At 63.7% G+C, this 26,401-nt stretch carries 30 protein-coding genes; 18 read left to right on the top strand and 12 right to left on the bottom strand.

All coding sequences use genetic code 11. From position 1 onward, the window contains the following. The first annotated feature begins 49 nt into the window (after positions 1-49). Complete coding sequence (locus tag LB557_RS13660; RefSeq protein WP_140822596.1) at positions 50-1,849, top strand: ABC transporter transmembrane domain-containing protein; 1,800 nt, start codon at positions 50-52, stop codon at positions 1,847-1,849. Between the two features lie 50 nt (positions 1,850-1,899). Here LB557_RS13660 and LB557_RS13655 read toward each other — a convergent pair whose 3' ends face one another. After that, entirely contained in the window at positions 1,900-3,384 is a 1,485-nt protein-coding gene (locus LB557_RS13655; RefSeq protein WP_140822594.1) for a carboxypeptidase M32, read from the bottom strand. Positions 3,385-3,526: 142 nt separating this feature from the next. Between LB557_RS13655 and LB557_RS13650 the strand changes: the two genes are divergently transcribed. Next, positions 3,527-3,880 (top strand): DUF1304 domain-containing protein, encoded by a 354-nt coding sequence (locus LB557_RS13650; RefSeq protein WP_015315243.1) that lies wholly within the window; start codon positions 3,527-3,529, stop codon positions 3,878-3,880. 102 nt (positions 3,881-3,982) lie between these two features. Here the strand turns inward: LB557_RS13650 and LB557_RS13645 are convergent, their stop codons facing one another. The 9 genes from LB557_RS13645 to LB557_RS13605 all read right to left on the bottom strand — a co-directional run bounded on the left by LB557_RS13645 (position 3,983) and on the right by LB557_RS13605 (position 12,011). Continuing rightward, positions 3,983-4,408 (bottom strand): hypothetical protein, encoded by a 426-nt coding sequence (locus tag LB557_RS13645; protein ID WP_140793042.1) that lies wholly within the window; start codon positions 4,406-4,408, stop codon positions 3,983-3,985. Between the two features lie 251 nt (positions 4,409-4,659). Continuing rightward, a complete protein-coding gene (locus LB557_RS13640) occupies positions 4,660-5,691 on the bottom strand; it encodes a peptidoglycan -binding protein (RefSeq protein WP_109664719.1) in 1,032 nt (343 codons plus the stop codon). A gap of 1 nt (position 5,692) precedes the next feature. Then, positions 5,693-6,718: a MotA/TolQ/ExbB proton channel family protein gene (locus tag LB557_RS13635; protein ID WP_041163650.1), complete on the bottom strand. Its 1,026-nt coding sequence runs from the start codon at positions 6,716-6,718 to the stop codon at positions 5,693-5,695. 120 nt (positions 6,719-6,838) lie between these two features. Further along, positions 6,839-7,525, bottom strand: coding sequence for a PAQR family membrane homeostasis protein TrhA (trhA, locus tag LB557_RS13630; protein WP_224642154.1), 687 nt, complete (start codon positions 7,523-7,525; stop codon positions 6,839-6,841). A gap of 136 nt (positions 7,526-7,661) precedes the next feature. Continuing rightward, complete coding sequence (locus LB557_RS13625) at positions 7,662-8,462, bottom strand: inositol monophosphatase family protein (RefSeq protein WP_015315248.1); 801 nt, start codon at positions 8,460-8,462, stop codon at positions 7,662-7,664. A gap of 89 nt (positions 8,463-8,551) precedes the next feature. Next, positions 8,552-9,118 carry an elongation factor P gene (gene efp / locus LB557_RS13620; protein ID WP_015315249.1) on the bottom strand — a complete coding sequence of 189 codons (567 nt, stop codon included), beginning with the start codon at positions 9,116-9,118 and terminating at the stop codon, positions 8,552-8,554. Positions 9,119-9,283: 165 nt separating this feature from the next. Continuing rightward, positions 9,284-10,279 (bottom strand): tetratricopeptide repeat protein, encoded by a 996-nt coding sequence (locus LB557_RS13615; protein WP_263496763.1) that lies wholly within the window; start codon positions 10,277-10,279, stop codon positions 9,284-9,286. A 46-nt stretch (positions 10,280-10,325) separates the two neighbouring features. Beyond that, entirely contained in the window at positions 10,326-10,973 is a 648-nt protein-coding gene (locus tag LB557_RS13610; protein WP_224644323.1) for a thiamine phosphate synthase, read from the bottom strand. A 132-nt stretch (positions 10,974-11,105) separates the two neighbouring features. Further along, a complete protein-coding gene (locus LB557_RS13605) occupies positions 11,106-12,011 on the bottom strand; it encodes a DMT family transporter (RefSeq protein ID WP_140712577.1) in 906 nt (301 codons plus the stop codon). A 132-nt stretch (positions 12,012-12,143) separates the two neighbouring features. Here LB557_RS13605 and LB557_RS13600 point away from each other — a divergent pair, with 132 nt between their 5' ends. From LB557_RS13600 to LB557_RS13590, 3 genes are all read left to right on the top strand, one after another. Next, a complete protein-coding gene (locus LB557_RS13600; RefSeq protein ID WP_224644322.1) occupies positions 12,144-12,596 on the top strand; it encodes an Lrp/AsnC family transcriptional regulator in 453 nt (150 codons plus the stop codon). 91 nt (positions 12,597-12,687) lie between these two features. After that, positions 12,688-13,416 (top strand): class I SAM-dependent methyltransferase, encoded by a 729-nt coding sequence (locus tag LB557_RS13595; protein ID WP_140712581.1) that lies wholly within the window; start codon positions 12,688-12,690, stop codon positions 13,414-13,416. A 105-nt stretch (positions 13,417-13,521) separates the two neighbouring features. Continuing rightward, entirely contained in the window at positions 13,522-14,292 is a 771-nt protein-coding gene (locus LB557_RS13590) for a sulfite exporter TauE/SafE family protein (protein ID WP_015315255.1), read from the top strand. A 13-nt stretch (positions 14,293-14,305) separates the two neighbouring features. Here the strand turns inward: LB557_RS13590 and LB557_RS13585 are convergent, their stop codons facing one another. Continuing rightward, entirely contained in the window at positions 14,306-14,857 is a 552-nt protein-coding gene (locus LB557_RS13585; protein ID WP_140712583.1) for a DUF2269 family protein, read from the bottom strand. Positions 14,858-15,182: 325 nt separating this feature from the next. Between LB557_RS13585 and LB557_RS13580 the strand changes: the two genes are divergently transcribed. The 8 genes from LB557_RS13580 (at position 15,183) to LB557_RS13545 (ending at position 20,638) form a co-directional block, all read left to right on the top strand. Further along, positions 15,183-15,563: a hypothetical protein gene (locus LB557_RS13580; RefSeq protein ID WP_023771684.1), complete on the top strand. Its 381-nt coding sequence runs from the start codon at positions 15,183-15,185 to the stop codon at positions 15,561-15,563. Positions 15,564-15,947: 384 nt separating this feature from the next. Continuing rightward, a complete protein-coding gene (locus LB557_RS13575) occupies positions 15,948-16,481 on the top strand; it encodes a DUF1465 family protein (protein WP_015315258.1) in 534 nt (177 codons plus the stop codon). An 88-nt stretch (positions 16,482-16,569) separates the two neighbouring features. After that, on the top strand, positions 16,570-17,079 hold the full coding sequence (gene ruvC, locus LB557_RS13570; RefSeq protein WP_140616635.1) for a crossover junction endodeoxyribonuclease RuvC: 510 nt from the start codon (positions 16,570-16,572) through the stop codon (positions 17,077-17,079). Between the two features lie 55 nt (positions 17,080-17,134). Further along, complete coding sequence (locus LB557_RS13565) at positions 17,135-17,404, top strand: AbrB/MazE/SpoVT family DNA-binding domain-containing protein (RefSeq protein ID WP_140662640.1); 270 nt, start codon at positions 17,135-17,137, stop codon at positions 17,402-17,404. Next, the gene (locus LB557_RS13560; RefSeq protein WP_224644258.1) at positions 17,382-17,801 is read left to right on the top strand and encodes a type II toxin-antitoxin system VapC family toxin; all 420 of its coding nucleotides are present in this window, start codon (positions 17,382-17,384) and stop codon (positions 17,799-17,801) included. Before LB557_RS13565 ends, LB557_RS13560 begins: the two co-directional genes overlap by 23 nt. Positions 17,802-17,829: 28 nt before the next feature. Next, a complete protein-coding gene (ruvA, locus tag LB557_RS13555) occupies positions 17,830-18,450 on the top strand; it encodes a Holliday junction branch migration protein RuvA (RefSeq protein ID WP_224644256.1) in 621 nt (206 codons plus the stop codon). 43 nt (positions 18,451-18,493) lie between these two features. Further along, a complete protein-coding gene (gene ruvB, locus LB557_RS13550) occupies positions 18,494-19,531 on the top strand; it encodes a Holliday junction branch migration DNA helicase RuvB (protein WP_015315263.1) in 1,038 nt (345 codons plus the stop codon). 210 nt (positions 19,532-19,741) lie between these two features. Then, positions 19,742-20,638, top strand: coding sequence for a metallophosphoesterase (locus LB557_RS13545; protein ID WP_224644254.1), 897 nt, complete (start codon positions 19,742-19,744; stop codon positions 20,636-20,638). Positions 20,639-20,646: 8 nt separating this feature from the next. Here LB557_RS13545 and LB557_RS13540 read toward each other — a convergent pair whose 3' ends face one another. Beyond that, a complete protein-coding gene (locus LB557_RS13540) occupies positions 20,647-21,897 on the bottom strand; it encodes a glycoside hydrolase family 5 protein (RefSeq protein WP_224644252.1) in 1,251 nt (416 codons plus the stop codon). Between the two features lie 54 nt (positions 21,898-21,951). Here LB557_RS13540 and ybgC point away from each other — a divergent pair, with 54 nt between their 5' ends. The 5 genes from ybgC to tolB all read left to right on the top strand — a co-directional run bounded on the left by ybgC (position 21,952) and on the right by tolB (position 26,392). Next, positions 21,952-22,431, top strand: coding sequence for a tol-pal system-associated acyl-CoA thioesterase (gene ybgC / locus LB557_RS13535; RefSeq protein ID WP_015315266.1), 480 nt, complete (start codon positions 21,952-21,954; stop codon positions 22,429-22,431). Positions 22,432-22,701: 270 nt separating this feature from the next. Further along, positions 22,702-23,412: a protein TolQ gene (gene tolQ / locus LB557_RS13530; protein WP_015315267.1), complete on the top strand. Its 711-nt coding sequence runs from the start codon at positions 22,702-22,704 to the stop codon at positions 23,410-23,412. 9 nt (positions 23,413-23,421) lie between these two features. Beyond that, a complete protein-coding gene (tolR, locus tag LB557_RS13525) occupies positions 23,422-23,877 on the top strand; it encodes a protein TolR (RefSeq protein WP_023784270.1) in 456 nt (151 codons plus the stop codon). Positions 23,878-23,884: 7 nt separating this feature from the next. Then, positions 23,885-25,042, top strand: coding sequence for a TonB family protein (locus LB557_RS13520; RefSeq protein ID WP_140822576.1), 1,158 nt, complete (start codon positions 23,885-23,887; stop codon positions 25,040-25,042). A 78-nt stretch (positions 25,043-25,120) separates the two neighbouring features. Continuing rightward, complete coding sequence (gene tolB / locus LB557_RS13515; RefSeq protein ID WP_224531044.1) at positions 25,121-26,392, top strand: Tol-Pal system beta propeller repeat protein TolB; 1,272 nt, start codon at positions 25,121-25,123, stop codon at positions 26,390-26,392. Positions 26,393-26,401: the final 9 nt, after the last annotated feature.

The raw sequence follows: 26,401 nt of genomic DNA, 5'->3' as shown, positions 1-26,401 counted from the left end.
AAGCGCATATTGAGGCGCAAAGGCTGAAGTGGCTAGAGGAAACACCGAGATGGCGCAATCAAGCAGCGCAGACGAGCGCCGACGCTCGCTCAAGCCGCTCAGGCGCCTGTTTCCGTATATCGCCGGATATCGCACGCTGGTCATCGGCGCCCTTATTTCACTGGCCATCGCCGCGGCAACGACATTGGCACTGCCGCTGGCCGTCCGGCGCATGATCGACCACGGTTTCTCGTCGGCCAGCACCACCTTCATCGCCGAATATTTCGGCGCCCTCGTGGCGATGGCCGCCGTGCTGGCCGCGGCGTCGGCCGGCCGTTACTATTTCGTCATCACGCTCGGCGAGCGCGTCGTCGCCGACATCAGGCGCGATGTCTTTGCCCATGTGACGACGCTGTCGCCTGCCTTCTTCGACACCGCCCAGTCGGGGGAAATCGTGTCACGGCTCGCCGCCGACACCACGCAGGTCAAGTCGGCGGTAGGCGCCACCGCTTCGGTGGCGCTGCGCAATGTCATCCTCGGCCTCGGCGCGGTGGGCATGATGGTCGTCACCAGCCCGAAACTCTCCGGCCTGGTCATCGGGGCGATCCCCGTGATCGTGCTGCCGCTGGTCGCCTTCGGCCGCTCGGTGCGGCGCAAGTCAAGGCAGGCCCAGGACACGCTTGCCGACGCGACGGCCTATGCCAGCGAGCAGATCGGCGCGGTGCGCACGCTGCAGGCCTTCACCAATGAGAGACTGGTCACCGGACGATTCTCGGGCGCGGTGGAAGCGGCCTTCGAGGCAGCGCGCGCTTCGATCTTCGCGCGCTCCTTCCTCACCTTCTTTGCCATCTTCACCATTTTCTCCTCGGTCGTGGCGGTGCTGTGGTTCGGCTCGCGCGACGTGCTCGACGGCACGATATCGCCTGGCACGCTTGGCCAATTCCTCCTCTATTCGGTGTTCGCCGCTGGCGCGCTCGGCGCGCTGTCGGAAGTCTGGGGCGAACTCGCGCAAGCCGCAGGTGCCGCCGAACGGCTGACCGAGATTCTGGCCGAGACGCCGGCGATCCAGGCGCCGGCCGATCCGAAGCCGCTGCCGGCGGTTGCCAAGGGCGCGATCGTCTTCGAGAATGTGTCCTTCTCCTATCCGGCGAGGCCCGATCGCGCCGCCGTCCACGGCCTGAGTTTTCAAGTCATGCCCGGCGAGACGGTCGCCATCGTCGGCCCCTCGGGTGCCGGCAAGAGCACGGTGTTCTCGCTGATCCTGCGCTTCTACGATCCGGAAACCGGCAAGATCCTGATCGATGGCGTCGATGTGCGCGAGGCCGATCCCGTCGTGGTCAGGCAGCGCATCGCCATCGTCCCGCAGGACGTCACCATCTTCGCGGCGAGCGCGCGCGACAATATCGGCTTCGGCCGGCCAGGCGCCAGCGAGGCCGAGATCGAGGCCGCGGCCAGGGACGCACTGGCCGACGAGTTTATCCTCAGGCTCGAGAACGGCTATGACAGCCAGGTCGGCGAGCGTGGCGTGACGCTGTCCGGCGGCCAGCGCCAGCGTGTGGCGATCGCACGTGCCATCCTGCGCGACGCGCCGATCCTGCTGCTCGACGAGGCGACCTCGGCCCTCGACGCCGAAAGCGAGACACTGGTGCAGACCGCGCTCGAGCGGCTGATGCGGGGGCGCACCACCATCGTCATCGCCCACCGGCTGGCGACGGTGCTGAAGGCCAACAGGATCCTGGTGATGGATGGCGGCCGCATCGTCGAGGAAGGCACGCATCAGAGCCTGGTCGCCAAGGGTGGCATCTATGCACGGCTCGCCAAGTTGCAGTTCGAGACCGGCGCCAGCGCCTTCAGGGGCGCGGCGGAGTAGCAGGTTCAGTTCGCCTCGGCGCAACGAAAATTGTCGTCTCAGGCGGCATCTCAGCCGCCGTAGCGCTGCCTCAAATGGTTGACGAAGTACGTGGCGTTGAGCTTCTCGCCGGTGGCGCGCTCAAGCAGGTCCGGCGTCGACCAGCGCGACCCCTGCGACCAGATTTTCTCGCGGCGCCAACCGTTGATCGCCTCGAAATTCCCCTTTGCAAGGTCTTCGTCGGCTGAAGGATGCTCGCGCGTCAGCGCGGTCCATTGCTGCGCCGCCATCATCGCGCCCAGCGTATAGGACGGGAAATAACCGAAGGCGGCACCCGGCCAATGGACGTCCTGCATCGGCCCGTCGGCGGGGTTGTCGATGGTCGAGAGACCAAGATAGTCGCGCATCCTGGCATCCCAGGCTTCGGGCAAATCAGCCACTTCGAGGCTGCCCGAAACAAGCTCCTGCTCCAGTTCGTAGCGAAGGATGACGTGCAAGGGATAGGTCACCTCGTCGGCGTCGACGCGGATCAGGCCACGTTCGACACGATGCACATGCGGCAGGATATCGTCGAGCGACCAGGCTTCGCCGAGATGCTTCTCCACCACCGGCAGCGCCCAGCGCCAGAAGGCAGGATTGCGCCCGATCTGCTTTTCGACGAACAGGCTCTGGCTCTCATGCACGGCCATGCCGCGGGCCTTGCCGAGCGGCCAGTGCGCCCACGCCTTGGGCAGGTTCTGTTCGTAGAGCGCATGACCGGTCTCGTGCAGCACGCCCATCAGCGCCGACAGGAAATCCGAGGTCTTGTAGCGCGTGGTGATGCGCACGTCGCTGGGCACGCCGCCGCAGAACGGATGGTGCGACACCGACAGTGACCCGTGCGTCAGGTCGAAGCCGACCGCCGCCATCATGGCAAGGCCGAGTTCGCGCTGCCGGTCGATGGCATAGGTACCCGAAAGCGGTTTCAGCGGATGCTTGCGCAGCCGCGCTTCCTGGATCGCCAGCGCCTCCGGCACGAAACCCTTGAGGAAGGCCTTGAGGTCGGCGAAGACGGGCGTGATGTCGGCCGTGCGATTGCCGGGATCGTATTGTTCCATCAGCGCGTCATAGGGGGCAAGGCCGAGCACGTCGGAGCGCAGGGCGGCCTCTTCGCGCACCAGCGCCACCACGCCTTCAAGCGCCGGCTGAAAACCCGCCCAATCGTTCTTGGCGCGCAGGGCACGCCACAATTGCTCGCAGCGCATGCGCGCCGTCGTCTGGCGCTCGACGAATTGGACCGGCAGGCAGGTCAGGTTGGTGTATTGCCGCCGCAGCTCGGCGAGAGCCGCCCGCTGCTCATCGTCCAATGCCTCGCCTTCGGCCGCGGCGATCCAGTCCGATATTTCCGGCGCGGTCGCCCTGGTGTGATACATGCCGGCAAGGGCCGCCATCGCCTCGGCGCGCTTCTCGCCACCACCGACGGCCATGTGGGTCGCCTCATCGGCGCCGAGGATGGCCAGCGCATGCTCAAGCGCTTCGAGCTTGTGGCCGAGATCGTCGAGTTTGTGAAAGGACATGGCGGCTTCCGTGGTTGAGGACGGGGCGAAAAGACACCAACGCAAAAGCATTGGCAACCCTCGGATGCCATCCGGCAGATGCAGCTTGCGCAAGCGAGGTTGGGCATGAAATGCTGCCGGCGACGGATGAAGGGGGAGCAGAATGATCGGCAACATCCTGGTCGGGCTGGTGGCCTTGATCCATGTCTACATCGTCTATCTCGAGATGGTGCTTTGGGACACGCCGCGCGGGCACAAGACATTCCGCCTGACGCCGGAATTCGCCGGTGCCTCCAAAGTGCTCGCCGCCAATCAGGGTCTCTATAACGGCTTTCTCGCCGCCGGCCTGATCTGGGGGCTTTACCTCGGCGCCGCCGGTTTCCAGGTCGAGGTCTTCTTCCTGTTGTGCGTGACCATTGCCGGTCTCTATGGCGCGGCGACGGTCGGCCGCAAGATCCTGTACATCCAGACCGTGCCGGCGGTGGTCGCCCTGGTCGCGGCCTGGCTCGGTTGGTAGGCAGGATGGGCTGGTAAGGAAAGAAAAAGGACGCCAGCGGATTGGGGTCCCGAAGGCGTCAATGGGTCCCTTCCCCGAGGACGTTTCCAGGCCGGAATAGCCTCAGCCGTTCGGATAGTTTCCGCCGTCGGCGCCATCACCCATCAGGAAACCGCTGCCGGTGTCGACCATCAGACGTTGATCCACATTGTCGAGCCGGCGCAGCAGGTCATGGTATTGCGCGGCCGGGATCCTGCCGTGATCCGACGCGGCTATTCTCTCGGCGACCTGACTGATGCGGGCGGTGCGCATTTCCAGGCGCTCCGCGACGGCCGGGGTGATGTGGTTGGCTTGCCTGGCGTCGACGATGCCCTGATGAACACCCTGGACCTGCTGAACGAGCGCCTCGACACGGGGGCCTGCCATGTCGGTGGGGGCGGTCGCATCGAGAGCACCCTTGTGGTGGCCCGCGGCATAGGCGCCGGCAAGCGGGACGGCAATGAGAATTGCGGCAAGCGTTGCAGTCTTGAGAGATGCTGATGAGCGCATGGTGCGCTTCCTCCTGCTGGGAAGGGAGAGCGGCCGCGCCGCCTCGCCTCCCGACCATTTTGGGTCGTCCAGTCCCGTCGCGTCGCGATGGGAGGCATCGCCGGCGGTTCTCGGCCCTGCGCAGCAAGCTAGGAGCGCTTCGGCGCGAAGTGTAATTAAAAAAAGATAATCTTTTCAGGCCTTGCCGGCGGATGCCTGCGCCCTAGAGTTGAGCCGGCGAACAATTTCGCGTGAGTTCGCGTGATGATGGATCAACGTTCGGTGAGCTTCAGTTCAATGCGGCGGTTCTTGTTGCGCGCCTCTTCGGTGTCGGCGGGATCGAGCGGCTGGAATTCCCCGAAGCCGGCGGCGACGAGCCGGTTGGCCGGCACGCCATTTTCGATCAGGAACTTGACCACCGAGGTCGAGCGCGCCGTCGACAGTTCCCAATTGTCGCGATAACGGCCGGTGCCGGACAGCGGCTTGTTGTCGGTGTGGCCGTCCACGCGCAGCACCCAGTTGATCTCCGGCGGGATCTCTTTCTGCAGTTCGATGATGGCGTCGGCGAGCTTCTTCATCTCGACCTTGCCGGCATCGTTGATCACTTCGGATCCGGTCGGGAACAGAACCTCCGACTGGAACACGAAGCGGTCGCCGACGATGCGGATGTTCTCGCGATCGGCCAGGATTTCGCGCAGACGTCCGAAGAAATCGGAGCGGTAGCGGTTCAGCTCCTGCACACGCTGCGCCAGCGCCACGTTCAGGCGACGGCCGAGATCGGCGATCTTGGTGTTGGAATCGCGGTCGCGCGTTTCGGAGACGTTGAGGGCATCCTCGAGCGCGCCGATCTGCTTGCGCAATGCCGCGATCTGCTGGTTGAGGATCTCGACCTGGCTCAGCGCCTGCTGGCTGATCTGGCGCTGGCTGTCCAGTTCGCCGCCCAGCGCCGCGGCTCGCTGGTTGGCGGCGTCGCCGGCACCCGCACCTTGCGCCAGCAACTGTTCGAGCCGGCTCTTCTCCGCCTCCGCCGCCGACAGCGACGCCTGCAGGTTGGCCAGCGAATCGTCCTTGTCCTGTGCCGTCGAGCGCTCCAGCGCCAGAAGCTGGGTCAGTTCGTTGATCTGCGAATTGAGGCGCGACAGCGCCGTATCCTTGCCGGAGATTTCGCGCCCGAGCAGGAACTGCGCCAACACGAAGACGGTGAGCAGGAACATGATGGCGAGCAACAGCGTCGAAAGCGCGTCGACGAAGCCCGGCCAATAGTCGATGCGGCGATCGGTACGCCGGCCCCTGGCAAGCGCCATGCTAGTGCACCCCGGGCTTCTTCAGCGCGTCGGCGATCTTTTCCAGCGTGTTGCGCATCGCCTTTTGTTCGTCCGACTGGGCTTCGACCCAGTCGCGCATGATCTGCTGTTCGGAGCGCATGTTCTTGACCAAGCCGGAAATGCCATCGGCGAGATTGGCCATGGCGGTGGCGACGCGCGGGTTGGAGCCGCCGCCATTTTCCTGCATGCTGCGCAGCCGCTCCGAGAGGACGCGGATCTCGTCGGAAGAGTCGGCCTTGGCCGGGTCGGAAACGACGATGTCGGACGACAGATCCGTGACCGAGGACAGCCAGTTCTCGAGCTCGGTGTAGAAACGTGTCTGGGCGCGGCCGGCCTGCAAGTCGAGGAAGCCGAGCACGAGCGAGCCGGACAGGCCGAACAGCGAGGACGAGAAGGCGGTGCCCATGCCGGCCAGCGGCGCCGACAAGCCCTGTTTCAGCGAATCGAGCACCGCGGCGGCGTCACCCGTGCCGGGATCCAGCGATTCGATGGTCTCGCGGATCGAGCCGATCGTATTCAGCAGACCCCAGAAAGTGCCAAGCAGGCCGAGGAACACCAAAAGGCCCACAAGGTAGCGCGAGGTGTCGCGGCTTTCGTCGAGGCGGGTGGCGATGGAATCGAGCATTGTGCGCATCGATGAGGTCGAAAAGGCCATGGACGAGGAACGGCCGATCATCGCCTTCATCGGCGCCAGCAGCACCGGTTCGGTGGTTTCGGAGCCGGCCCGGAAAGAGTTGACCCAGCGGACCTCGCGAAACAGCCGCCCGACCTGCGTGAAGGCCAGCAGGATACCGACGACGAGCACGCCGACGATGAGGCCGTTGAGGCCCGGGTTGGTGACGAAAGCGGTGGTGACCTGGCGGGTCAGGATGGCGGCGATGAAAGCGACGATGGCCAGGAAGATGACCATGGTCAGCAGGAAGACCTGCGGACTGGACAGTTTATGCGGGTCGTAGATCAGCACGTCGGAGCGCCTGCCCATGCCGAAGGATCTGAGAAAAGCCATCCGTGCCCCGTTTCCGATGCCGCTGCCGCCGATCACGTAGTTGGCAACTCTAAACGGAATTATGACCAAATTGAATGGTGCTTGGCAATATTGCCACAGGCGGCCTTTGGAGCCGGCGCATCAGAGGCGGTTGATGACGAGGCAGTCGACCATGGCCGCCAAATGCAGGCCGGCGCCGGTGACGACGAAGCCGTGCCACAGTGCGTTGTGGAAGCGCAGCGCCTTCCAGGCGAAGAAAATCACGCCGCAGGAATAGACGACGCCACCGGCGACGATGAGCACGATCGACGTGGTCGGCAGCGTCTCGACGAGCGGCTTGACGAGAACGATGCCGCTCCAGCCGATGGCAAGATAGAAGACGATCGCCAGCCTGTCGAAACGGCCGGGGAAAAACACCTTGATGGCAATGCCCGTTGCGGCCGCGGCCCAGACCAGGACGATCATCCAGCGCGCCAGCGCAGAGTTTCCCAACTGGGCGAGAAAGGGTGTGTAGGTGGCGGCGATCAAGAGATAGATAGCGGCATGATCGAAGCGCCGCAGGATCCATTTCGCGGGCGAGGTCACCGGCCACAGATTGTAGGTCAGCGATACAGAGAGCACGGTGAGCAGCGACACGACATAGAAGGCGGCGGCGATATATTCGCCGGGCCCGACCCGGAAGGCGGCGAGCGCCAGCAGCGCCGAACCGGCCGCGATCGCCAGCACGATCCCGACAGCATGGACGATCCCGTCGGCGATCATCTCGGCGCGCGAATAGTGCCAGCGTCCGATGAACGGAATCTCGATCTGTGGCGGGGTGTCGGTCATCTATCGTCCTGCATCACCCCATATCTGGGCAACCGACGGACAGTATTTCAAGCTTTGTTTGCGGTTTTACGACTGCGCGCTTTGCCTTGACCGCAATTCTGGATGCAAAACCGCGAACATTTTTTCCGGAATTGCTTCAGCGCGGCGGGAGCGGCTTTTTCACCGTCTTCAGCAATGCGCGCTGGATGATCTCGTTGCCGGCGACAACCGTGCCGGTGTCCAGCATGTCCTGTCCGCCATCCATGTCGGAGGCGAAGCCGCCCGCTTCCCGGATCAAGAGCAGGCCGGCGGCCATGTCCCAGGCCGACAGGCCCACTTCCCAGAAGCCGTCCATGCGGCCGGCGGCGACATAGGCAAGATCGAGCGAGGCGGAGCCCATGCGGCGGACGCCGGAGACCTCGGCCATGACGTTGCGCAGTTCGACCAGGAAATTGCCGTGATGGCCCCGGCCGAGATGCGGCACGCCGCAGCCGATCACCGTGTCGACAAGCTTGGTGCGGCCGGCAACGCGCAGGCGCCGATCATTCATGAAGGCGCCGCCGCCGCGCTCGGTGGTGTAGAGCTCGTCCATGGCGGGATTGTAGACGACGCCCGCCACGATCTGGCCCTGGCGCTCCAGTGCGATCGAGACGGCGAAAAGCGGGATGCCGTGCAGGAAATTGGTGGTGCCGTCGAGCGGGTCGACGATCCAGCGGTGCTGGCTGTCATCGCCGGCGACGGCGCCGCGCTCTTCCATCAGGAAGCCGTAGCCAGGACGTGCCTTCGACAGTTCGGCGAAAACGATGTCCTCGGCCTTGCGGTCGGCCTGGCTGACATAGTCGCCGGGGCCCTTCATCGAGACTTGCAGGTTCTGGACCTCGCCGAAGTCGCGCGACAGCGAGCGGCCGGCCTTCATTGCGGCCTGGACCATGACGTTGAGGAGGGCTGAGCGTGCCATAGTGCTTCTTCCTGGTGCGGCGCTTTAAATTCTGTCTCGATGCATGCCGGCGACCCAAACCGGGGCCGCTTCCGGGCGACATGCATGCATCAGTCGGCGCGGCGCACGTAAGTGATTTCGTTGGTGTCGACGATGATGCGTTCGCCGGCGCCGATGAAGGGTGGCACCAGCACGCGAATGCCATTTTCCAGCACCGCCGGCTTGTAGGAGGATGCCGCCGTCTGGCCCCTCACCACCGGATCCGCCTCGGTGATGGTCAACGTCACGTAATCGGGCAGCGAAATGCCGATCGGCCGCTCCTCGTAGAGCTGAACCGTCACCATCATGCCGTCCTGCAGGAACGCGGCGCGGTCGCCGACGAAATCCTTGTTCAGTTCGAGCTGCTCGTAGCTTTGGGTGTCCATGAACACCAGCGCGTCGTCCTGCTCGTAGAGGAAGGAGAAGTCCTTCAGGTCTAGCCGGATCTGCTCGACCGTTTCGGCCGAACGGAAGCGCTCGTTGAGCTTGGTGCCGTTGATGAGGTTCTTCAGCTCAACCTGGTTGTAGGCGCCGCCCTTGCCGGGCTTGACGGTGTTGGTCCTGACCGCCACCCAGAGGCCGCCATCGTGTTCGATGACGTAGCCGGGGCGGATTTCGTTGCCATTGATCTTGGCCATGATGATGGGATCCGGGATGCTGCCAACGGCCGGGCCATTGGTATGGGATGTTCGCCGTGACAGGCGATTTAAGGCTCCAAGACCACAAATCGCCCGGAGAGGCAAGGGAGGGCGGGTTGCGGCTGAGCAACGGGGGCGGGCACCGGCCGGTTCCGCCTACCGCCATCAGGGCAGGCGGTTGGCCTTCTGCAGGGCCTGCTTGGTCTGGTCGTCGCTCAGCCCTTGCAGGAAATCGTCCATCTGCTGATCGATGAGACCGGCGCGGCGGGCGACGATGTACCAGGCGCCGGCGAGCACGAGGTCGGGATCGGTGCCGATGCCTTGCATATAGAGTTTTGCCAGCCGGTTCTGGGCCGCGACATTGCCGCCTTCGGCGGCCTGCTTCGTCCAGCCGAAGGCCGATTTCAGGTCGCGCGCGCCGCCGCGGCCCTCGATCATCCAGGCGGCGAGATCGATCTGCGCGGTGTCGTAGTTCTGACGGGCGGCCTGCGCCAGCAGCCGCCGTGCCTGTGCATCGTCGCGCGGCTTGCCGCCGACGCCGTTGGCATAGATCTGCGACATGGCGTACTGCGCGTCGGCGAGACCGGTCGCGGCGGCGCGCTCATAGTAGGAAACCGCCTTGGCCAGGCCGGCGTTGCCGGGATCCTGCTGGACCAGCATCTGCGCGAAATTGAACTGCGCAAGCTGATTGCCGGCTTCGGCGGCGGCCTGCATCAGGGCATAGGCTTCCTTCGCGTCCTTCTTGACGTAGCGGCCGTCGAGCAGCATCAGCGCATATTGAAACTGCGATTCCGGCACACCCTGCTCGGCGGCAAGCGCATACCATTTCGCGGCTTCGGCCGCGTTCAACGGCACGCCCAACCCACGCGACAGGATCTCGGCCACCAGCGTCTGCGCCGCCGGATCGCCATTCTGCGCGCGGACCAGCGCCAGATTATAGGCGGTCTTGTAAAGACCACGCTGGAAGGCACCATAGGCAGCGTCCGCCGGCTTGGCGCCAAAGCGGTCGGGATTGACGCTGTCGGCCGACGGCAACGGCGCGGGTTCGGATGTAGTGGCGGGCTGCGGCAGCTGCTTTTCGATCGGCTTGTCGGTGTGCACGCCGGTTTCAGGCTTGGGCTGCGGCAAGGGTATGGTTTCGGCGGCGCCGGCCTGGATCATCACCGCCGCAAGCAGGGCCTGAAGGGAAAGCCTTGCCAGGAACACGTCAGTCCTCGAGGCGCGGCGCTGTTTCGTCGAGCAGCGCATTGGCCCGGGCGATCGCCACCTTCGGATCGATGCCGTCGGCGAACACGGCGCTCGACAGCGCGACGAATTCGGCGCCGGTGGCGGCCACGGTTTCGACAGAGGCAAGATCGGAACCGGCCTCGACGATGCAGGGGATCTGGATCATCTGCGCCCACCATTGCCCCAATGACAGGTTGCGCGGATGCGGCTCGGGCTTGTTGTCGTAGCCGAACCGGCCGAAGAAAATGTAGTCGGGCCGGGCTTCGCCGAGTTCGAGCGCGTCGTCACGCGTCTTGGCGCCGCCGGCGCCGACCGTCATTTTCGCCTGGAAATGTTCGATCGTCTCGGCGAGTTCGGCCTTGGAGACCTCGACATGGATGCCGTCGGCCTGGACGCGGCCCGCGATGCGGGTGTCGCCAGCGATAATGACGGCCACTCCGGCGGCCTGCGCGACCGGCACGATACGCTCGGCGAAGGCCTGGAAGGAGGCCTCGTCCATGCCGTTCTCGGGCAGGATCAGCGAGGCGACATCGCCGCCGTCGAATGCGGCCGTGATCCGATCCGCCGACACGCCGGACGGCGCGATCAGCACGATGCGGCAGCGGTTGGGGGGCGTTGCGTCATTCATGGTTCTTCGATCCCGGGTTTCGCCTATGCCGGGCGAAGATGGTTGGATTGCGGCATAGAGCAAACTGCCCGCTTTGAACAGGCGGGCAGCCGGATCGCGATTTTTGATCCGCCGGGCAGCCGGCGCGTCGCCTTACCTGATCGGCTCGGGGCTCGCGGCGGCCGGTCTCGGTTTCCACAATGTCCAGCCGAGGTTCATGCCGGCGGCCGCGATCAGGATGGCGGCGGCGCCGGCGACCTGACTGAGGTGCAGCCGGTGGCCGAAGGCGGTGACATCGACCAGGATGGCAACGACCGGATAAATGAAGGACAGCGACCCCTGCAGATGCGTCGGCAGCTTCTGGATGGCGCCGTACATAAGGATGTACATCAGGCCGGTGTGGACGATGCCGAGCGTTGCCAGCATGGCCCAGCTCCATGGATCGCCGGGGAGATGCGCGAGATTGGCGAAGGGCGCGAGCATGACGACGCCGACGCAGACCTGAATCAGCGCGATCAGATGCGGTGGCGTGCCCTTGAGCTTCTTGGTGACGATTGCCGCGACGGCCCAGAAAAAGGCGGCGGCCAGGGCCATCAGGATGCCGGCGAAATAGTTCGTGCCGACATCAGCGGCATCGGGAGCAGCGGCGACGATCAGCAGCATGCCGGCGAAGGCGATTGCCAGCCATGTCAGCTTGGTCAATGTCAGCCGCTCGGCGAACAAGAGCGCGCCGAAGCCGACCAGCATGAAAGGCTGCGTGTTGTAGACGGCGGTGGCGATCGAGATCGACGCGCGCGAGAAGGCGCTGAACAAGAGCAGCCAGTTGATGACGATCGCCGCACCCCCAAGCGCGGCAAGGCCGATGACGCGCAACGACAGCCTGTTGCGCAGTAATCCAAGCGAAGCGCAGATGAAGAGCAGCGTCAGCGCGCCGAACGCGCAGCGCCAGAACACGACATCCATGATCGGCTGACCGGACATGATGACGAACCAGCCGATCGTTCCCAGGATCGCCATTGCGGCCGACATTTCGACCGTGCCTCGTACCGTATCGTTCATAATAAGCCTCTGAACCCGTTGAGGCGGCATAATCTCATGTGAGGTCTGGGCTATCCATCTCCTAGGAAAGGCAATATAATGATAGTGCCTAATTAAATTAGGCATCCGCTTGAAATCTACGAGAAATAGAAAATGCTGGATGATTTGGACCGAAAACTGCTTGAAATCCTGGTCAGGGATGCGCGAACCTCGCTGAAGGATCTGGCGGCCCAGGTCGGGCTATCGTCGCCGAGCGTTTCGGAGCGGCTGCGGCGCCTCGAGGAGCGCGGCGTCATCCGGGCGTTCACCGTCGAGATCGATCCGTTGGCACTCGGCTATACGCTGCAGGCGATCGTGCGGATCAAGCCTCTGCCGGGCAAGCTGCACATCGTTCAGAAATTGATCGAGGAGATTGAAGCTTTTGGCGAGTGCGACAAGGTGACCGGCGACGACTGCTTCGTCGCCCGGCTGTTCGTGCGCTCGATCGGCGACCTCGACGGCATTCTCGATCGCATCGCCGACAAGGCCGAGACCAGCACCGCCATTATCAAGGCACAGCCGATCCGGCGGCGACCGCCGCCACTAGGATTGCCGACGGCCTCGTAGGCTTGACAGGGCATGGCAGTGGTGGAAAGGCGCAGCCAGTCCACCAAATATCAGTCTTCCGCCGGATGATTGTCCGAGGAGCCAGAAAAAGATGGCGCAGAACATTTACGATCAACCCGATTTTTTCGCGGGCTACAGCCAGCTTGGCCGCTCCGTCGAAGGCCTGGATGGTGCCGCCGAGTGGCCGGCGTTGCGCGCGATGCTGCCCGATGTCGGTGGCCTGAGGGTCGTCGACCTCGGCTGCGGCTTTGGCTGGTTCTGCCGCTGGGCACATGAAAATGGGGCGAGGGAAGTCCTTGGGCTGGACCTGTCGGAAAAGATGCTGGCCCGTGCGAGAGCGGCCGGCCCGGACACCGGCATCACCTACGAGAGAGCCGACCTCGACCAGCTCAGCCTGCCGCAAGGCGGCTTCGACCTCGCCTACAGTTCGCTCGCCTTGCATTACGTCGAAGACATTCAGCGCCTGTTCGGGACCGTGCACGAAGCCCTGTCGCCCGGCGGCCATTTCGTCTTCTCGACCGAGCATCCGATCTACATGGCGCCGACCAATCCGGGCTGGTCGATCGATGGGGAGGGGAAAAGGACCTGGCCTGTCGACCAGTATCTGGTGGAAGGGCCGCGCAAGACCAACTGGCTGGCCAAGGGGGTGGTGAAACATCACCGCACCATCGGGACCACGCTCAACACCCTGATCCGCACGGGTTTCACAATCGAGCATGTCGAGGAATTCCATCCGACCGACGCGCAGATCGCGGCCAGACCGGACCTGGCGGAAGAACTCGAGCGGCCGATGTTCCTGCTGGTTTCGGCGTGCCGATAGAATAGGGGCATGGCGAGGCGCGCGGGTTGCTTTTGCTGTCGCTCGACTCAAGATTGTGGGCTATTCAGGCGTCGACGCGCTTTCCCTCCAGATCAGTTCCTCCTCATGTCAGGCCTGCTTCTCGATCCGTGGTTCTACGCGGCCGCCATTCCGGCGGTCATCCTGGTCGGCCTGTCCAAGGGCGGCTTCGGCGGCGCGGTTGGTTTCGTCGGCGTGCCGCTGATGGCGCTGACCATGCCGCCGGTTCAAGCGGCCGCCATCCTGCTGCCCATCCTGTGCCTGATGGACATCGTCTCGGTGTGGACATGGTGGGGCGTGTACGACCGCAAGATGCTGGTCGACATGATGCCGGGCGCCATCGTGGGCATCGGGCTTGGCTGGCTGACGGCGGCACTGGTCACCGAGGAAGCGGTGCGGCTCATCGTCGGCGCCGTTGCCATCATCTTCGTGCTGCGCTGGCTTTACCTGCAATTTCGTCATGGTTCCGACCATGCGGCCGCACCTAATCGCGTGGCCGCGGCCATATGGGGCACGGTCGCAGGCTTCACCAGCTTCGTCGCCCATGTCGGCGGCCCGCCCTTCCAGGTCTATGCCTTGCCGATCCGGCTCGACCCCAAGGTGTTGTCGGGCACGGCAGCGATCTTCTTCGCCGCTACCAACGCGCTGAAACTCATCCCGTATTTCGCGCTCGGCCAGTTCGACACCGCCAATCTGACGGCGTCCGCCGTGCTGATGCCGCTGGCGCCACTGTCGACCATCGCCGGTGCCTGGCTGGTGCGGCGGATGCGGCCAGAAATTTTTTATCCCTTCACCTATGCGACCGTGGCGGTCGTGGCAGTGAAGCTTCTGTGGGACGGGATCGCCGGCATCATGTAGCGCTCCAGCCGCGTCAGGCGGCGCTGGGCACCATGCGTCTTGGCCGGCTGAGCGCCATTGTGGCACCGGCGGCAAGGACCACCACCATGCCGGCGAGAATCCCGACGTCGTGCAGGGTAGGCTTCAGAACCATGTCGGTGATGATGATGAGCATGACCGCATAGTCGAAGCGCGCCGCCCGCAGGATGCGATGTCCATAGCCAAGTGCCGCAGGCGTCACGCCATCCCTGGCGATCATCGCGCCCATGCGGTCGGCGGTCGGCTTAAAGACGAACATGCCGATGCAGAAGGTCGTGGCGTAGCCGGCAAGCCCGATCAGGACCCAGAGATCGGAGAAGCCGACCCAGAACGAGCACATGATCAATCCGAAGACCAATGTCAGCATCGACATCGGAGCGAAGAAGCGGTTGCCCAGTTCGCCAGTGGCGCGCATCGCCTGCAGCGTTCCCTGGATGTTGCCGGCGCGATCCGCCAGCGTCGCCAGCACCATCAGCGTGAAGCCGCCGCCGACCCAAAGCATCGCCGAAAGGATGTGCAGCAATTTGATGATGGAATACCAATCCATGGCTTTCTCCCCGATGTCCAATGGTTGCTGGCGAGGCCGCGCCATTGCCCGCCCGCCGCTTCGATGCCGCAGCGTTTAGCGGCGCGGCTGTTTCAGGACGATGTCGTGGAAAAACCGGCTGTGTTTCAGGCTGCCGGCTAACGAAAGGAGAAACTAATATGATGAACCCACCGCCCGGTTTTCTGCTATCGTCGGCAGCGTCGGGGGGCGACATCGTCCGGAAACACTGCCGATGCTAGTGCCGAAGCCGGAGTCCGGCGGCGACAGCGTTCGCCTGACGATCAATCCAATCCCAGCTTGGGAAAAGGCAATTCGGGGGACTAATATGCAAGGGGTAGCACGGAATTTCTTCACGCTGGCGATCATCTACGCGCTGTGCGGCATGGCGCTCGGCATCCACATGGCAATCAGTGAAGACCACGGCCAGATGCCGACCCACGCCCACACGATGGTGGCCGGTTGGCTGATGTCGGCGGTTTTCGCGTTCTTTTACCACCTGTTTCCGGCTGCCGGGCAAAAGACGCTGGCCCTTGTCCATTTCTGGCTGACGGCAATCAGCGGCATCGGGCTGATGATCGGCCTTTATATACTGCTTGCCGGAAATCCGGGGATCGAGCCGTTGCTGGGGATATCTTCGATCGGCTTCTACGCAGGCATGCTGCTGTTTGCCTTCATCGCCTTGCCGGTGGTGTGGAAAAAAGCCTGAGTGAAGGCTGAAACCCAGCCGGTGCGGCTGTGTTGTTACGGCACAGGAGCACGGTGTTGGGTAAAAAAACATCAGAGCCGTTAAGGGTTCATTAAGCTTTACAGGCGTTTACTATGTCCATCCAGTGATCTGGATTCTTACCGAGTGGTTGGAGCCACTTTGTTTGACGCCTCCCTGTTAAACTCCTGAGAGCCGCCTTATCCGCGGCTCTTTTTTTGTCCGCACCCAGGCGGCATTCCGCACGGCCGAACTCCGTTAACCTTCTGTTAAACATGTGCTTGCCTTCACCCCGGACGAAGCGCATTTTCAAGCTTCAGTTTTATAGGGTCACGGGTGTATCGGCAGAGAGCCGAATCGGCCGGTCGCAAGTGCAGGGGCGTATCAATGAACGAGCCTTCGAAGGGCATTGCGAAAACCGTCAAGCTGGCGGAACGCCGGGTGTTTTCGCACTCCTTCAAACCGCTTTACCAGGAAGGCATGGGCCTAGTCGAACAGGCGGCGGAATATCTCGACGGCAAAGGCCGGGCAGAGGCCAAGAAACTGTCGCGGCTGGCGGCCACGCTCTACGCGGCCGAATCGATGCGGCTGACCACCAGGCTGATGCAGGTTGCCTCGTGGCTGCTTTTGCAGCGTGCGGCGAATTCCGGCGAGATGACGCGCGATCAGGTCGCTTCGGAAAAATCCAAGGTGCGTCTCGACACCGCTTCCGCCCATGACGAGGCGGCCGGCTGGGCCGAACTGCCGACCGATTTCCTCGATCTCGTCAACCGGTCGTTGCGCCTGCAGGCATTGGTGCGCCGCATGGACGAAGAGATCTATGGCGCAGGCGCCGTGGTCGACATGCAGCCCGTGGCCCGCCGGCCCAATCCGGTGTCGGACCAGATCAGCCTGCTCAACACGGCTTTCGCCCGCAACTGAGAGACGTCGAGGCCTCCCGGTTGGCTGAACGTTTCCGGTTTGTTCACTTTTCGCTGGCATCGCTGTCCGCCGGAGGTACACTCACGGCATGGGGGACGCGATTCGCATCATCGGGATCGATCCGGGGCTCAGGCGCACCGGCTGGGGCATCGTCGAGAGCCTCGGCAATTCCTTGCGCTTTGTTGCTGCGGGCACCGTGCGCTCGGAGGACAAGGCGGCGCTGGCGACGCGGCTCTGCCAGCTGCATGACGGGCTTGCCGATATCCTGCACCGGGCGATGCCGCATGAAGCCGCGGTCGAACAGACCTTCGTCAACAAGGATGCAGTGGCGACGCTGAAGCTCGGCCAGGCGCGCGGCATCGCCATGCTGGTGCCGGCGCGCGCCGGCCTCGTCGTCGCCGAATATGCGCCGAACGCGGTGAAGAAAGCGGTGATCGGCGTCGGTCACGGCGACAAGAAGCAGATCCACATGATGGTGAAGGTGCTGTTGCCGAAAGCGATCTTCGACACCGAACATGCCGCCGACGCTCTGGCCATCGCGATTTGTCACGCGCATCACCGGCAAAGTGCCGCTTACCGGATGGCGCTTGCCGAATAGCAATGTTCTTGACTTGTTCACGCTGCGCGTGTAGTAATACCCTAGAGGTATTACCATGCGCGTGACCACCAAGGGCCAAGTCACAATCCCCAAGCCGATAAGGGACCATCTGGGCATTGGGCCGGGCTCCGAGGTTGAGTTCGTGGCCACCGAGGAAGGGGCTCGGCTCGTTGCCGTCAATGAAAACCTGTCCGACGAAGAAGCCGCGCGCAGGTTCAGGAATATTCTCCACGGCATGGCGGGCACACTGGATCTAGGAGGCATGACCGCCGACGCTTACATGGAGTGGTTGAGAGGCCCGCGTGAAGATCTCGACGTTGATTGACACCAATGTCCTCATCGACGTTTGGGGGCCAACCGGGCCGCTGACGGAATGGTCAGCGTCTGCAATCGTTTCATGCCGTAGCGACGGCGCATTGGTCGTCAATACAATCGTCTGGTCTGAGCTCGCGCCGCTGATCCCGACGGAGACGGCGCTTCGAAGAGCCGTCGACATGCTCGAAATGGATCGCGAACTTGTACCTTGGGACGCGGCATTCCTTGCGGGCGTCACGCATTCCCGCTATCGCCGGGCCGGCGGCGTTCGGGAACGCACCTTGCCTGATTTCTTTATTGGTGCTCATGCGGCTGTTGCCGGACATCGTCTTTTGACCCGCGACGCCGCGCGCTATCGCGGTTATTTCCCCGATCTCGATATCATCTCTCCGGAAACGCACCCATGAGGGGCTTATCTCCCATGAAAGATCTGGCATGATCGGCAAGCTCAAGGGTACGCTCGACGAGGTCGACGAAGACCATTGTCTCGTCGATATCCACGGCGTCGGCTACGTCGCGTACTGCTCGACCCGCACGCTTGCCGCGCTGCCTTCGCCTGGCGAAGCGGTGGTGCTGTTCATCGAGACCTATGTGCGAGAGGACATGATCCGGCTCTATGGTTTCCAGTCGCAGCTCGAGCGCGAATGGTTTCGGCTGCTGATGAACAATGTGCCGGGTGTCGGCGCCAAGGTGGCGCTGGCCATCCTGTCGACGCTGGCGCCGGCTGACCTTGCCAATGCCATTGCACTGCGCGACATCGCCATGGTTTCCCGCGCGCCCGGCGTCGGCAAGAAGGTGGCCGAGCGCATCGTCACCGAATTGAAGGCCAAGGCGCCGGCCTATGCGGGCACCGCCACCGGCACCATTGGGCTCAAGCAGGAACTCGGCGAAGGCGTAGCGCCGGCGCCGATCACCGACGCCGTCTCCGCGCTGGTCAATCTCGGCTATTCCCGCGACACCGCCGCCAATGCGGTGTCAGCAGCGCTGAAGACGGTGGGCGAGGGCGCCGATGCGTCCAAACTGATCCGTTTTGGGTTGAAGGAACTGGCACGGTGAGCCATCGCTTGTCCGGGGCGCTGCCCTGTGCAAGGAAGGTCCCATGAGCCTTTCCCCCCGCCTCATTGCACCGGAAAAGCGCGGCGAGGATGCCGAGCAGACCCTGCGGCCGCAAACGCTTGACGATTTCGTCGGCCAAGCGGCGGTGCGGGCCAATCTCAAGGTCTTCATAGAGGCCGCCAAGGGCCGCAAGGAAGCGCTCGACCATGTGCTGTTCGTCGGACCGCCGGGGCTGGGCAAGACGACGCTGGCGCAGATCATGGCGCGCGAACTCGGTGTCAATTTCCGCTCGACCTCCGGGCCGGTCATCGCCAAGGCCGGCGATCTCGCGGCATTGCTTACCAATCTCGAAGAAGGCGACGTGCTGTTCATCGACGAGATCCACAGGCTCAACCCGGCGGTGGAGGAAATCCTTTATCCGGCGATGGAGGATTTCCAGCTCGACCTGATCATCGGCGAGGGTCCGGCAGCGCGTTCGGTGAAGATCGACCTAGCGCACTTCACGCTGGTCGCCGCCACCACGCGGCTCGGCCTGCTCACCAATCCGCTGCGCGACCGCTTCGGCATCCCGGTGCGGCTCAACTTCTACACCGTCGAGGAGTTGGAGCAGATCGTGCGGCGCGGCGCGCGCATCCTGCAGATGCCACTCGGCGACGACGGTGCGCTGGAAATCGCGCGGCGCGCGCGCGGCACGCCACGCATTGCCGGACGGCTGCTGCGGCGCGTGCGCGATTTCGCCTCGGTGGCCGGCGACGGCCATGTCGACCGCCTGATCGCCGACGAGGCCTTGACCCGGCTCGAAGTCGACGCGCTTGGCCTCGACGCCCTCGACCGCCGCTATCTCAGCATGATCGCCCGTAATTTCGGCGGCGGTCCGGTCGGCATCGAGACCATCGCCGCCGGCCTGTCCGAGCCGCGCGATGCCATCGAGGACATCATCGAGCCCTATCTGATCCAGCAGGGGTTCATCCAGCGCACACCACGCGGACGCATGCTGACCGCCAATGCCTGGCGCCATCTCGGCCTCGATGCGCCGAAGGATTTGGCGCAGCAGCAGATCAATCTGTTCCAGGAAGAATAGCCACGCAAGCGATCAGGCGCGGGTTTCGCGGACCAGCGATCAAGCATCAGTGAACGGGCCTGCGCAAATTCTCCTCATCTTCGCCGGCTTACCGGCGTATTGCTGGATTGTATCGGGTTCGCTGCATCCATGCATGTCCTCCTCCCGACCGAGATCGCTTTTGGGCGACATGTAGCAGCGCATGCCGAAATGAGGTGCCGGAGCCACTTGATGATAACCAGACGCGGGTTCCTGCGCTTTATCGGCGGGTCGTTCCTGTCGGTCGCCTCCTTCAGCGCCTACGCCGTCGGTATCGAGCCGATGCTGCTGACGCATGTGAAGCGCTATGCGCTGACGCCACCGCATTGGCCGGCCGGATTGAAGCTGCGCGTCGTCGCGCTCGCCGACATCCATGCTTGCCGGCCGTGGATGACGCCGGAGCGGATCGCTTCGCTTGCCGAAGAGGCGAATGCCTTGCGGCCGGACCTGATCGTGCTGCTCGGCGACTACATAGCCGGCATGCGCCTGGTGTCGCAAAGGGTGACGCCGCCGGAATGGGCTGGCGCCCTGTCGGGCCTCAAGGCGCCGCTCGGCGTGGTGTCGATCCTCGGCAATCACGACTGGTGGGCCGACGGCTTTGCGCAGCGTGCCGAAGTCGGCCCGACGATCGCGCGCAAGGCTCTGGAGAAAGCCGGCATCCCGGTGCTGGAGAACGACGCCGTGCGTCTGGAAAAGGACGGACATGGCGTCTGGATCGCGGGCCTCGCCGATCAGTTGGCGCTGTTGCCGAAAAAGAAGCACGAGCCTCCCAGGGGATTGGACGATCTCGACGGCACGCTGGCCAAAATCAGCGACGCCGCGCCCGTCATCCTGCTGGCGCACGAACCGGACATTTTTCCAAAAGTGCCGTGGCGTGTGTCGCTGACTCTATCGGGACACACCCATGGCGGGCAGGTGCGGCTGTTCGGCTATTCGCCGATCGTGCCATCCCAGTTCGGCAATCGCTACGCCTATGGCCATGTCGTCGAGAACGACCGCAACCTCATCGTCTCGGGCGGGCTTGGCTTCAGCAATTTGCCGATCCGTTTCGGAATGCGTCCGGAAATCCTGCAGATCGACCTCGGCTGACTGGCGCGTCATGGCAGACCTCGGATTGTGTCCAGCACGTCAGGCTCGGCCTTGTCGCCATTGAACGCGTCGACGATACCGAAAGCCCCGCCATAGCTCCACACCGACCATGAGAAGCCATGTGCTTCGGCCCGAGCGATCATGTCCCTGACATAGGCGGCCCGATACTCGGCCGGCATCACATAGGCATTGCCATACTCCTGGCGGATCATGCCGAACTCGCCCAGCGTGATGTCTTCCGGCTTGATGCCGTTGGCCCTCGCCCAAGCCTCGACAGCCTTGAACGGCGCATCCATCAGGCCAAGCAGCTTGTCGGCGCTGTCCATGCTGGCGACCTGCTCGTCGAGATAGGCAAGCAGGCCATGCTGCCGTGTCCACGGCGCCTCGGCCTTGATCCGGGCGCGGATGGTGTCCAGCGTCACATCAAGCTGCGCCTTCGGCACCGCGGTCAAAGGATAGGGCAGGCCGGTCACATAGGGAATGAAGTCGCCGGCCCACGTCGCGCCCTGATGGGTGAGCAGGAACGGGTCATAGGAGTGGAAGGTCCAGATGACGTTGTCGTCGGGGATCGTCTTGGGGTCGATCTTTTCCAGAGACGAAGCAGCGGAATAGCAAGCTCCGGTCAGGATCAGCGTCAGTTTCGTCGCCGAGGCGCGCGCCGCCGCGAACAGCTTGCGCTGGCGGTCGGGCCACAGGCTGGTGCCGTCGCTGTCGCAATCGACGATCGGCTCGTTCATGGGTTCGAAAGCGACCTTCTCGGGATCTTCGGCGGCCAGCGTGCGCGCCATGCCGCGAACCACCTCGACATAGCGGTCGAAGGTCGCGGGGTCGTCCATCACTTCGCCCATGCCGATCTTGCGGCCGCCGCCGGCCGGGATCAGGTGCATGTCGACGATGACCTTCAGTCCGGCGCGATTGATCATGCGCGCCGAGTCCAGCACGCTGGCATAGAGTTGGTCACGAAGGTCCGTTGTCTTGTCCGAGAGAAAAGGCGACGGATCGACCGGCATGCGCAGGAAATCGAAGCCGGCATCCTTCAGCGCCTTGAGGTCGTCCTCGTTGAGGAATTTGCGCCATTCCGGGTAGGGCAGGATGGCCTTGGCATCACCCCACTGGTCCTCGCCGGGCCAGGTGACCCACTGGTCGAGATTGAGACCGCGCTTCATGGAGAAGGTCGCCGCCTCACCCGAGAGTGTAGAAGCGGCCAGCGCCAGCACGACCGCCATCAAGGTCTTGATCATCGTCGTCAACAGTGCCATCGGGTTCATGCGCCAAAAAATACCTGCCGCGTCGGCATCCAAAAGGGAAGCGCAATGGGCGATCATGGTGAATCCGCGGCATTGCTGGCAGGGCTTTCCGGTGCGCTGACCGCGTTCGGCCACCGGCTGATGGCGCGGGTCTATTATGCCGATACCGATTTCTCGGGTGTCGTCTATCACGCGCGCTATCTGGAATTCCTCGAGCGCGGCCGCTCCGACTATCTCAGGCTCACCGGCGTGCATCACACCGAACTCGCCGACGGCAAGCACGGCGAGAAGATCGTGTGGGTGGTGCGCCGCATGGAGATCGACTTCCGCATCCCCGCCCGTATCGATGACATCCTGACCGTCGACACCCGCACCGAGACCATTTCCGGCGCGCGTATCTTCATGGCGCAGCAGCTCAAGCGCGGCGAAGAGGTGCTGGTCGAGGCCAAGGTCGAGGCGGCGATCATCGGCGAGAACGGCCGGCCGAGGCGTTTTCCCAGGGAATGGGTGGCGGCGTTCATGCCCAAGGTCGTTCCCCAGGACTGATTGGACGGATCGCGTGCCGACTTCGCCAGCGCCGGTGCCGGGGCGCGGCAATGCGCCGCGCCTTATGGACTAACCCATCCTTAACCATAACGGTTCATGAAGAGATTGGTGAAGATTGGCGTTATCGAGCGCCTTCCTTTCACCAATATTTGCCCCGAAAAGGCCGCTAACGGCACGGTTTGGGGTGTCCGGTAGCTTCGTGCGAACCGACCACAAGGGATGCCATGGGCCAGCCGCCAGCTTCGCCCGGAAAATCTTAAGGACGTAACGATGGAAAATATCGCACTCGCCGAACCGGGCGCGCAATTGTCGATTTGGGCCTTGTTCATGCAGGCCAGCTGGGTGGTCAAGCTGGTCATGATCGGGCTGCTCTGCGCCTCGGTGTGGACCTGGGCGATCATCGTCGACAAGCTGGTTGCCTATGGCCGCATGCGCCTGGCGCTGAACCGCTTCGAGCAGGTTTTCTGGTCCGGGCAGTCGCTGGAGGAGCTCTATCGCACCCTTGCCGACCGCAAGACGACAGGCATGGGCGCCATCTTCGTCGCCGCCATGCGCGAATGGAAGAAGAGTTTCGAGAAAGGCGCCAAGTCGCCGCTCGGCCTGCAGACCCGCATCGACAAGGCCATGGACCTGGCGCTGACCCGTGAGATGGAAAAGCTGGAGGGCCGCCTCGGCTTCCTCGCCACCACCGGCTCGGCGGCACCTTTCATCGGCCTGTTCGGCACCGTCATCGGCATCATGACCTCGTTCCAGGCCATCGCCGGCTCAAAGAACACCAGTCTCGCGGTGGTCGCGCCCGGCATCGCCGAGGCGCTGCTGGCGACGGCCATCGGCCTGCTCGCCGCCATTCCGGCGGTCATCGCCTATAACAAGCTGTCATCGGATGCGAGCAAGATCGCCGTGCGGATGGAGGGGTTCTCCGACGAGTTCTCCGCCATACTCTCGCGCCAAATCGATGAAAAAGTCGCGCCGAAGGCCTGAGGGACGATCATGGGAATGTCTGTAGGCGCAGGTGGTGGACGTGGCGGCAGGGGTCATCGACGGCGCGGCCGTCACCATGCATTGATGTCGGAGATCAATGTTACGCCGATGGTCGACGTGATGCTGGTGCTGCTGATCATCTTCATGGTCGCCGCACCGATGCTGACGGTCGGCGTGCCGATCGACCTGCCCGACACGCAGGCCAAGGCGATGAATGCCGACACCCAGCCGATCACCGTGTCGATCGATGCGACCGGCAAGATCTTCCTGCAGGAAACCGAGATTCCGATCGAGGAGCTGGTGGCCAAGCTGCAGGCGATCTCGAAGACCGGCTATGAAGAGCGCATCTTCATCCGAGGCGACAAGTCGACCGACTACGGCACGGCGATGAAGGTGATGGCCCGCATTTCGGCCGCTGGCTACAAGAACATCGGCTTGGTTTCACTGCAGGAACAGGATCAATAGACGCACGATGAGGACCGGCCTCACCACATCGGTGATCTTGCATACGGCGGTGCTGGCCTTCGGCCTGTTCACGCTGTCGGCGCCGGCCGCGCTTCCGTCAGCCGATGTCGAGTCCGTCGCGGTCGATATCGTGCCGATGGAAGCCATTGCGCAGACCCTGCAGGGCGACAAGAAGGCCGTGATGCATGAAAAGCCGGCGCCGTTGCCGACGCAGCGTCCCGATATCGTGCCGAATGCACAGAAGGTCGGCGAAAACAGCGTCGACACCGACAAGCCGATAACGCCTGAAGCCAAGCCGAAACCCGTCGACACGACCTCGGCTCCGGCGCCCGCGCCGACCCCGAAGGAAATCCCGAAGACCGAGGACGTGCCGAAGCCGCAGGAAAAGCCCAAGCCCATTCCGGCGACGGAAGTGGCGCCAGCGCCGACGCCCAAGGAAGAGGTCAAGCCTGAGCCGGTCAAGCAGACCGAGCCGAAGCCCACTCCGGCAAAGCCCGCGCCGACACCGCCGCCGCAGGACAAGACCGCCGCCATCGATCCAACGCCCGAGGTCAAGCCCGACGCCGTCGCCGAGGCAATAGCCAAGGACCCGCCCACCGAGGAGGCGCAGTTGCCGAATTCGGCGCCCGCGCCGGAGGCCCGGCCGAAGCCGCAGCCGGCACAGGCCGAAAGCGCCAAGGCGCCTGAACGCAAGGATGCCGACAAGCCGGTCAAGGAAGCTTCGTCCAAGCCAAAGTCGGACGACAAGCAGTTCAACGCCAACGAGATTTCGGCGCTGCTCGACAAGCAGAAGCCGTCCGGCGGCGGCGCCAAGCGCTCGACGCAGCAAGCGTCGCTCGGCGGCGACAAGGATCAGGGCCAGAAGCTGTCGAAGTCGGAGCAGGGCGCCCTGGAAAGCCAGCTCGGCGGTTGCTGGACCTTGCCGGCCGGGCTTGAAGGTTCGGAGAATTTCGTCGTCGTCGTCCGTTTCAACCTGAACAACTCCGGCAAGCTCGACGGCCGTCCTTCCGTTGAAACGTCGAGCGGCAACAGGCAGTTCGACGAGAGCGCGGTGCGCGCGGTTCAGAAATGCGACATGGCCGGCCTGCAGGTTCCCGCCGGCAAGCAGGACATCTGGAACGACATCCGGGTCACATTCGACCCAAGGGAGATGCTCGGCCTCTAGGCCCTGATATCCGAAGATCAGTATGAGAAGCGAGAAGACATGAAATCAATCCTCAAGCCGCTCCTGACGATTGCAGCCATGGCGCTGGGCATGACGGCCATCGTTCCGATGCCTGCCTGGGCGCTGGTCGAACTCAACGTCAACAAGGGCAATGTCGAGCCGTTGCCGATCGCCATCACCGATTTCCAGGGCGGCGACGCACTTGGCGCGCAGATTTCCCAGATCGTCACCGCCGACTTGAAGCGCTCCGGCCTGTTCGCGCCGATCGACAAGAGCGCCTTCATCGAGAAGATCGCCAATCCGGACGCAACCCCCCGCTTCGACGACTGGAAGGTGATCAATGCGCAGGCTCTGGTCACCGGCAGCGTCAGCAAGGAAGCAGACGGCCGCATCCGCGCCCAGTACCGGCTGTGGGACACATTCGCGGGCCAGCAGATGGCCGGCGAGCAGTTCTTCGCCAACGACGCCAATCAGCGCCGCGTCGCCCACATCATCGCCGACGCCATCTATGAACGGCTGACCGGCGAGAAGGGCTATTTCGATACGCGCGTCGTCTTCATCGACGAGTCCGGCGCCAAGAACGCGCGCAAGAAGCGCCTCGCCATCATGGACCAGGACGGCGCCAACGTCCGCTACCTTTCGGACGGCAGGTCGATCGTGCTGACGCCGCGCTTCTCGCCGAACCGGCAGGAAATCACCTACATGTCCTATGAGAGCGGCCAGCCCAGGGTCTATCTCCTGCAGATCGAGACCGGGCAGCGTGAACTGGTAGGCAATTTTCCAGGCATGACCTTTGCGCCGCGCTTCTCGCCCGACGGCCAGAAGGTGATCATGAGCCTGCTGCGCGACGACGGCAATTCCAACATCTTCGCCATGGACCTGCGCAGCCGTTCGACGACGCGGCTGACCAACTCGACCGCCATTGACACCTCGCCTTCCTACTCGCCCGACGGCAGCAAGGTGGTGTTCACCTCCGACCGTGGCGGTCGCGCGCAGATCTACGTCATGGGCGCCGACGGATCGGGCCAGACCCGCATCTCGTTCGGCGACGGCGTCTATTCGACGCCGGTGTGGTCGCCGCGCGGCGACCTCATCGCCTTCACCAAGCAGAGCGGCGGCGAATTCCAGATCGGCGTCATGAAGACCGACGGCTCGGGCGAGCGCATCCTGTCGTCCGGCTTCCAGCAGGAAGGCCCGACCTGGGCGCCGAACGGCCGCGTGCTGATGTTTTTCCGCGACGCCAATGGCGGCCCGAAACTGGTTTCCGTCGATCTCACCGGCCGCAACGAGCAGCCGATCCCGACGACGAACTTTGCTTCGGATCCGGCCTGGTCGCCGCTGCTGGAATAGAACGGGAAT

Origin of the sequence: Mesorhizobium sp. BR115XR7A (assembly GCF_020165315.1) — a bacterium.
GTDB classification, from domain to species: domain Bacteria; phylum Pseudomonadota; class Alphaproteobacteria; order Rhizobiales; family Rhizobiaceae; genus Mesorhizobium; species Mesorhizobium australicum.
The sequence above is the reverse complement of the archived record's forward strand: the minus strand, read 5'-3'. Positions and strand labels throughout refer to the sequence as shown.

What these genes read in the sequence shown, in the direction of transcription:
- LB557_RS13660 (WP_140822596.1), top strand. Translation starts at nt 50, where the DNA reads ATGGCGCAATCAAGCAGCGCAGACGAGCGCCGACGCTCGCTCAAGCCG.
- LB557_RS13655 (WP_140822594.1), bottom strand. Translation starts at nt 3,384, where the DNA reads ATGTCCTTTCACAAACTCGACGATCTCGGCCACAAGCTCGAAGCGCTT.
- LB557_RS13650 (WP_015315243.1), top strand. Translation starts at nt 3,527, where the DNA reads ATGATCGGCAACATCCTGGTCGGGCTGGTGGCCTTGATCCATGTCTAC.
- LB557_RS13645 (WP_140793042.1), bottom strand. Translation starts at nt 4,408, where the DNA reads ATGCGCTCATCAGCATCTCTCAAGACTGCAACGCTTGCCGCAATTCTC.
- LB557_RS13640 (WP_109664719.1), bottom strand. Translation starts at nt 5,691, where the DNA reads ATGGCGCTTGCCAGGGGCCGGCGTACCGATCGCCGCATCGACTATTGG.
- LB557_RS13635 (WP_041163650.1), bottom strand. Translation starts at nt 6,718, where the DNA reads ATGGCTTTTCTCAGATCCTTCGGCATGGGCAGGCGCTCCGACGTGCTG.
- trhA (WP_224642154.1), bottom strand. Translation starts at nt 7,525, where the DNA reads ATGACCGACACCCCGCCACAGATCGAGATTCCGTTCATCGGACGCTGG.
- LB557_RS13625 (WP_015315248.1), bottom strand. Translation starts at nt 8,462, where the DNA reads ATGGCACGCTCAGCCCTCCTCAACGTCATGGTCCAGGCCGCAATGAAG.
- efp (WP_015315249.1), bottom strand. Translation starts at nt 9,118, where the DNA reads ATGGCCAAGATCAATGGCAACGAAATCCGCCCCGGCTACGTCATCGAA.
- LB557_RS13615 (WP_263496763.1), bottom strand. Translation starts at nt 10,279, where the DNA reads ATGATCCAGGCCGGCGCCGCCGAAACCATACCCTTGCCGCAGCCCAAG.
- LB557_RS13610 (WP_224644323.1), bottom strand. Translation starts at nt 10,973, where the DNA reads ATGAATGACGCAACGCCCCCCAACCGCTGCCGCATCGTGCTGATCGCG.
- LB557_RS13605 (WP_140712577.1), bottom strand. Translation starts at nt 12,011, where the DNA reads ATGAACGATACGGTACGAGGCACGGTCGAAATGTCGGCCGCAATGGCG.
- LB557_RS13600 (WP_224644322.1), top strand. Translation starts at nt 12,144, where the DNA reads ATGCTGGATGATTTGGACCGAAAACTGCTTGAAATCCTGGTCAGGGAT.
- LB557_RS13595 (WP_140712581.1), top strand. Translation starts at nt 12,688, where the DNA reads ATGGCGCAGAACATTTACGATCAACCCGATTTTTTCGCGGGCTACAGC.
- LB557_RS13590 (WP_015315255.1), top strand. Translation starts at nt 13,522, where the DNA reads ATGTCAGGCCTGCTTCTCGATCCGTGGTTCTACGCGGCCGCCATTCCG.
- LB557_RS13585 (WP_140712583.1), bottom strand. Translation starts at nt 14,857, where the DNA reads ATGGATTGGTATTCCATCATCAAATTGCTGCACATCCTTTCGGCGATG.
- LB557_RS13580 (WP_023771684.1), top strand. Translation starts at nt 15,183, where the DNA reads ATGCAAGGGGTAGCACGGAATTTCTTCACGCTGGCGATCATCTACGCG.
- LB557_RS13575 (WP_015315258.1), top strand. Translation starts at nt 15,948, where the DNA reads ATGAACGAGCCTTCGAAGGGCATTGCGAAAACCGTCAAGCTGGCGGAA.
- ruvC (WP_140616635.1), top strand. Translation starts at nt 16,570, where the DNA reads ATGGGGGACGCGATTCGCATCATCGGGATCGATCCGGGGCTCAGGCGC.
- LB557_RS13565 (WP_140662640.1), top strand. Translation starts at nt 17,135, where the DNA reads ATGCGCGTGACCACCAAGGGCCAAGTCACAATCCCCAAGCCGATAAGG.
- ruvA (WP_224644256.1), top strand. Translation starts at nt 17,830, where the DNA reads ATGATCGGCAAGCTCAAGGGTACGCTCGACGAGGTCGACGAAGACCAT.
- ruvB (WP_015315263.1), top strand. Translation starts at nt 18,494, where the DNA reads ATGAGCCTTTCCCCCCGCCTCATTGCACCGGAAAAGCGCGGCGAGGAT.
- LB557_RS13545 (WP_224644254.1), top strand. Translation starts at nt 19,742, where the DNA reads ATGATAACCAGACGCGGGTTCCTGCGCTTTATCGGCGGGTCGTTCCTG.
- LB557_RS13540 (WP_224644252.1), bottom strand. Translation starts at nt 21,897, where the DNA reads ATGGCACTGTTGACGACGATGATCAAGACCTTGATGGCGGTCGTGCTG.
- ybgC (WP_015315266.1), top strand. Translation starts at nt 21,952, where the DNA reads ATGGGCGATCATGGTGAATCCGCGGCATTGCTGGCAGGGCTTTCCGGT.
- tolQ (WP_015315267.1), top strand. Translation starts at nt 22,702, where the DNA reads ATGGAAAATATCGCACTCGCCGAACCGGGCGCGCAATTGTCGATTTGG.
- tolR (WP_023784270.1), top strand. Translation starts at nt 23,422, where the DNA reads ATGGGAATGTCTGTAGGCGCAGGTGGTGGACGTGGCGGCAGGGGTCAT.
- LB557_RS13520 (WP_140822576.1), top strand. Translation starts at nt 23,885, where the DNA reads ATGAGGACCGGCCTCACCACATCGGTGATCTTGCATACGGCGGTGCTG.
- tolB (WP_224531044.1), top strand. Translation starts at nt 25,121, where the DNA reads ATGGCGCTGGGCATGACGGCCATCGTTCCGATGCCTGCCTGGGCGCTG.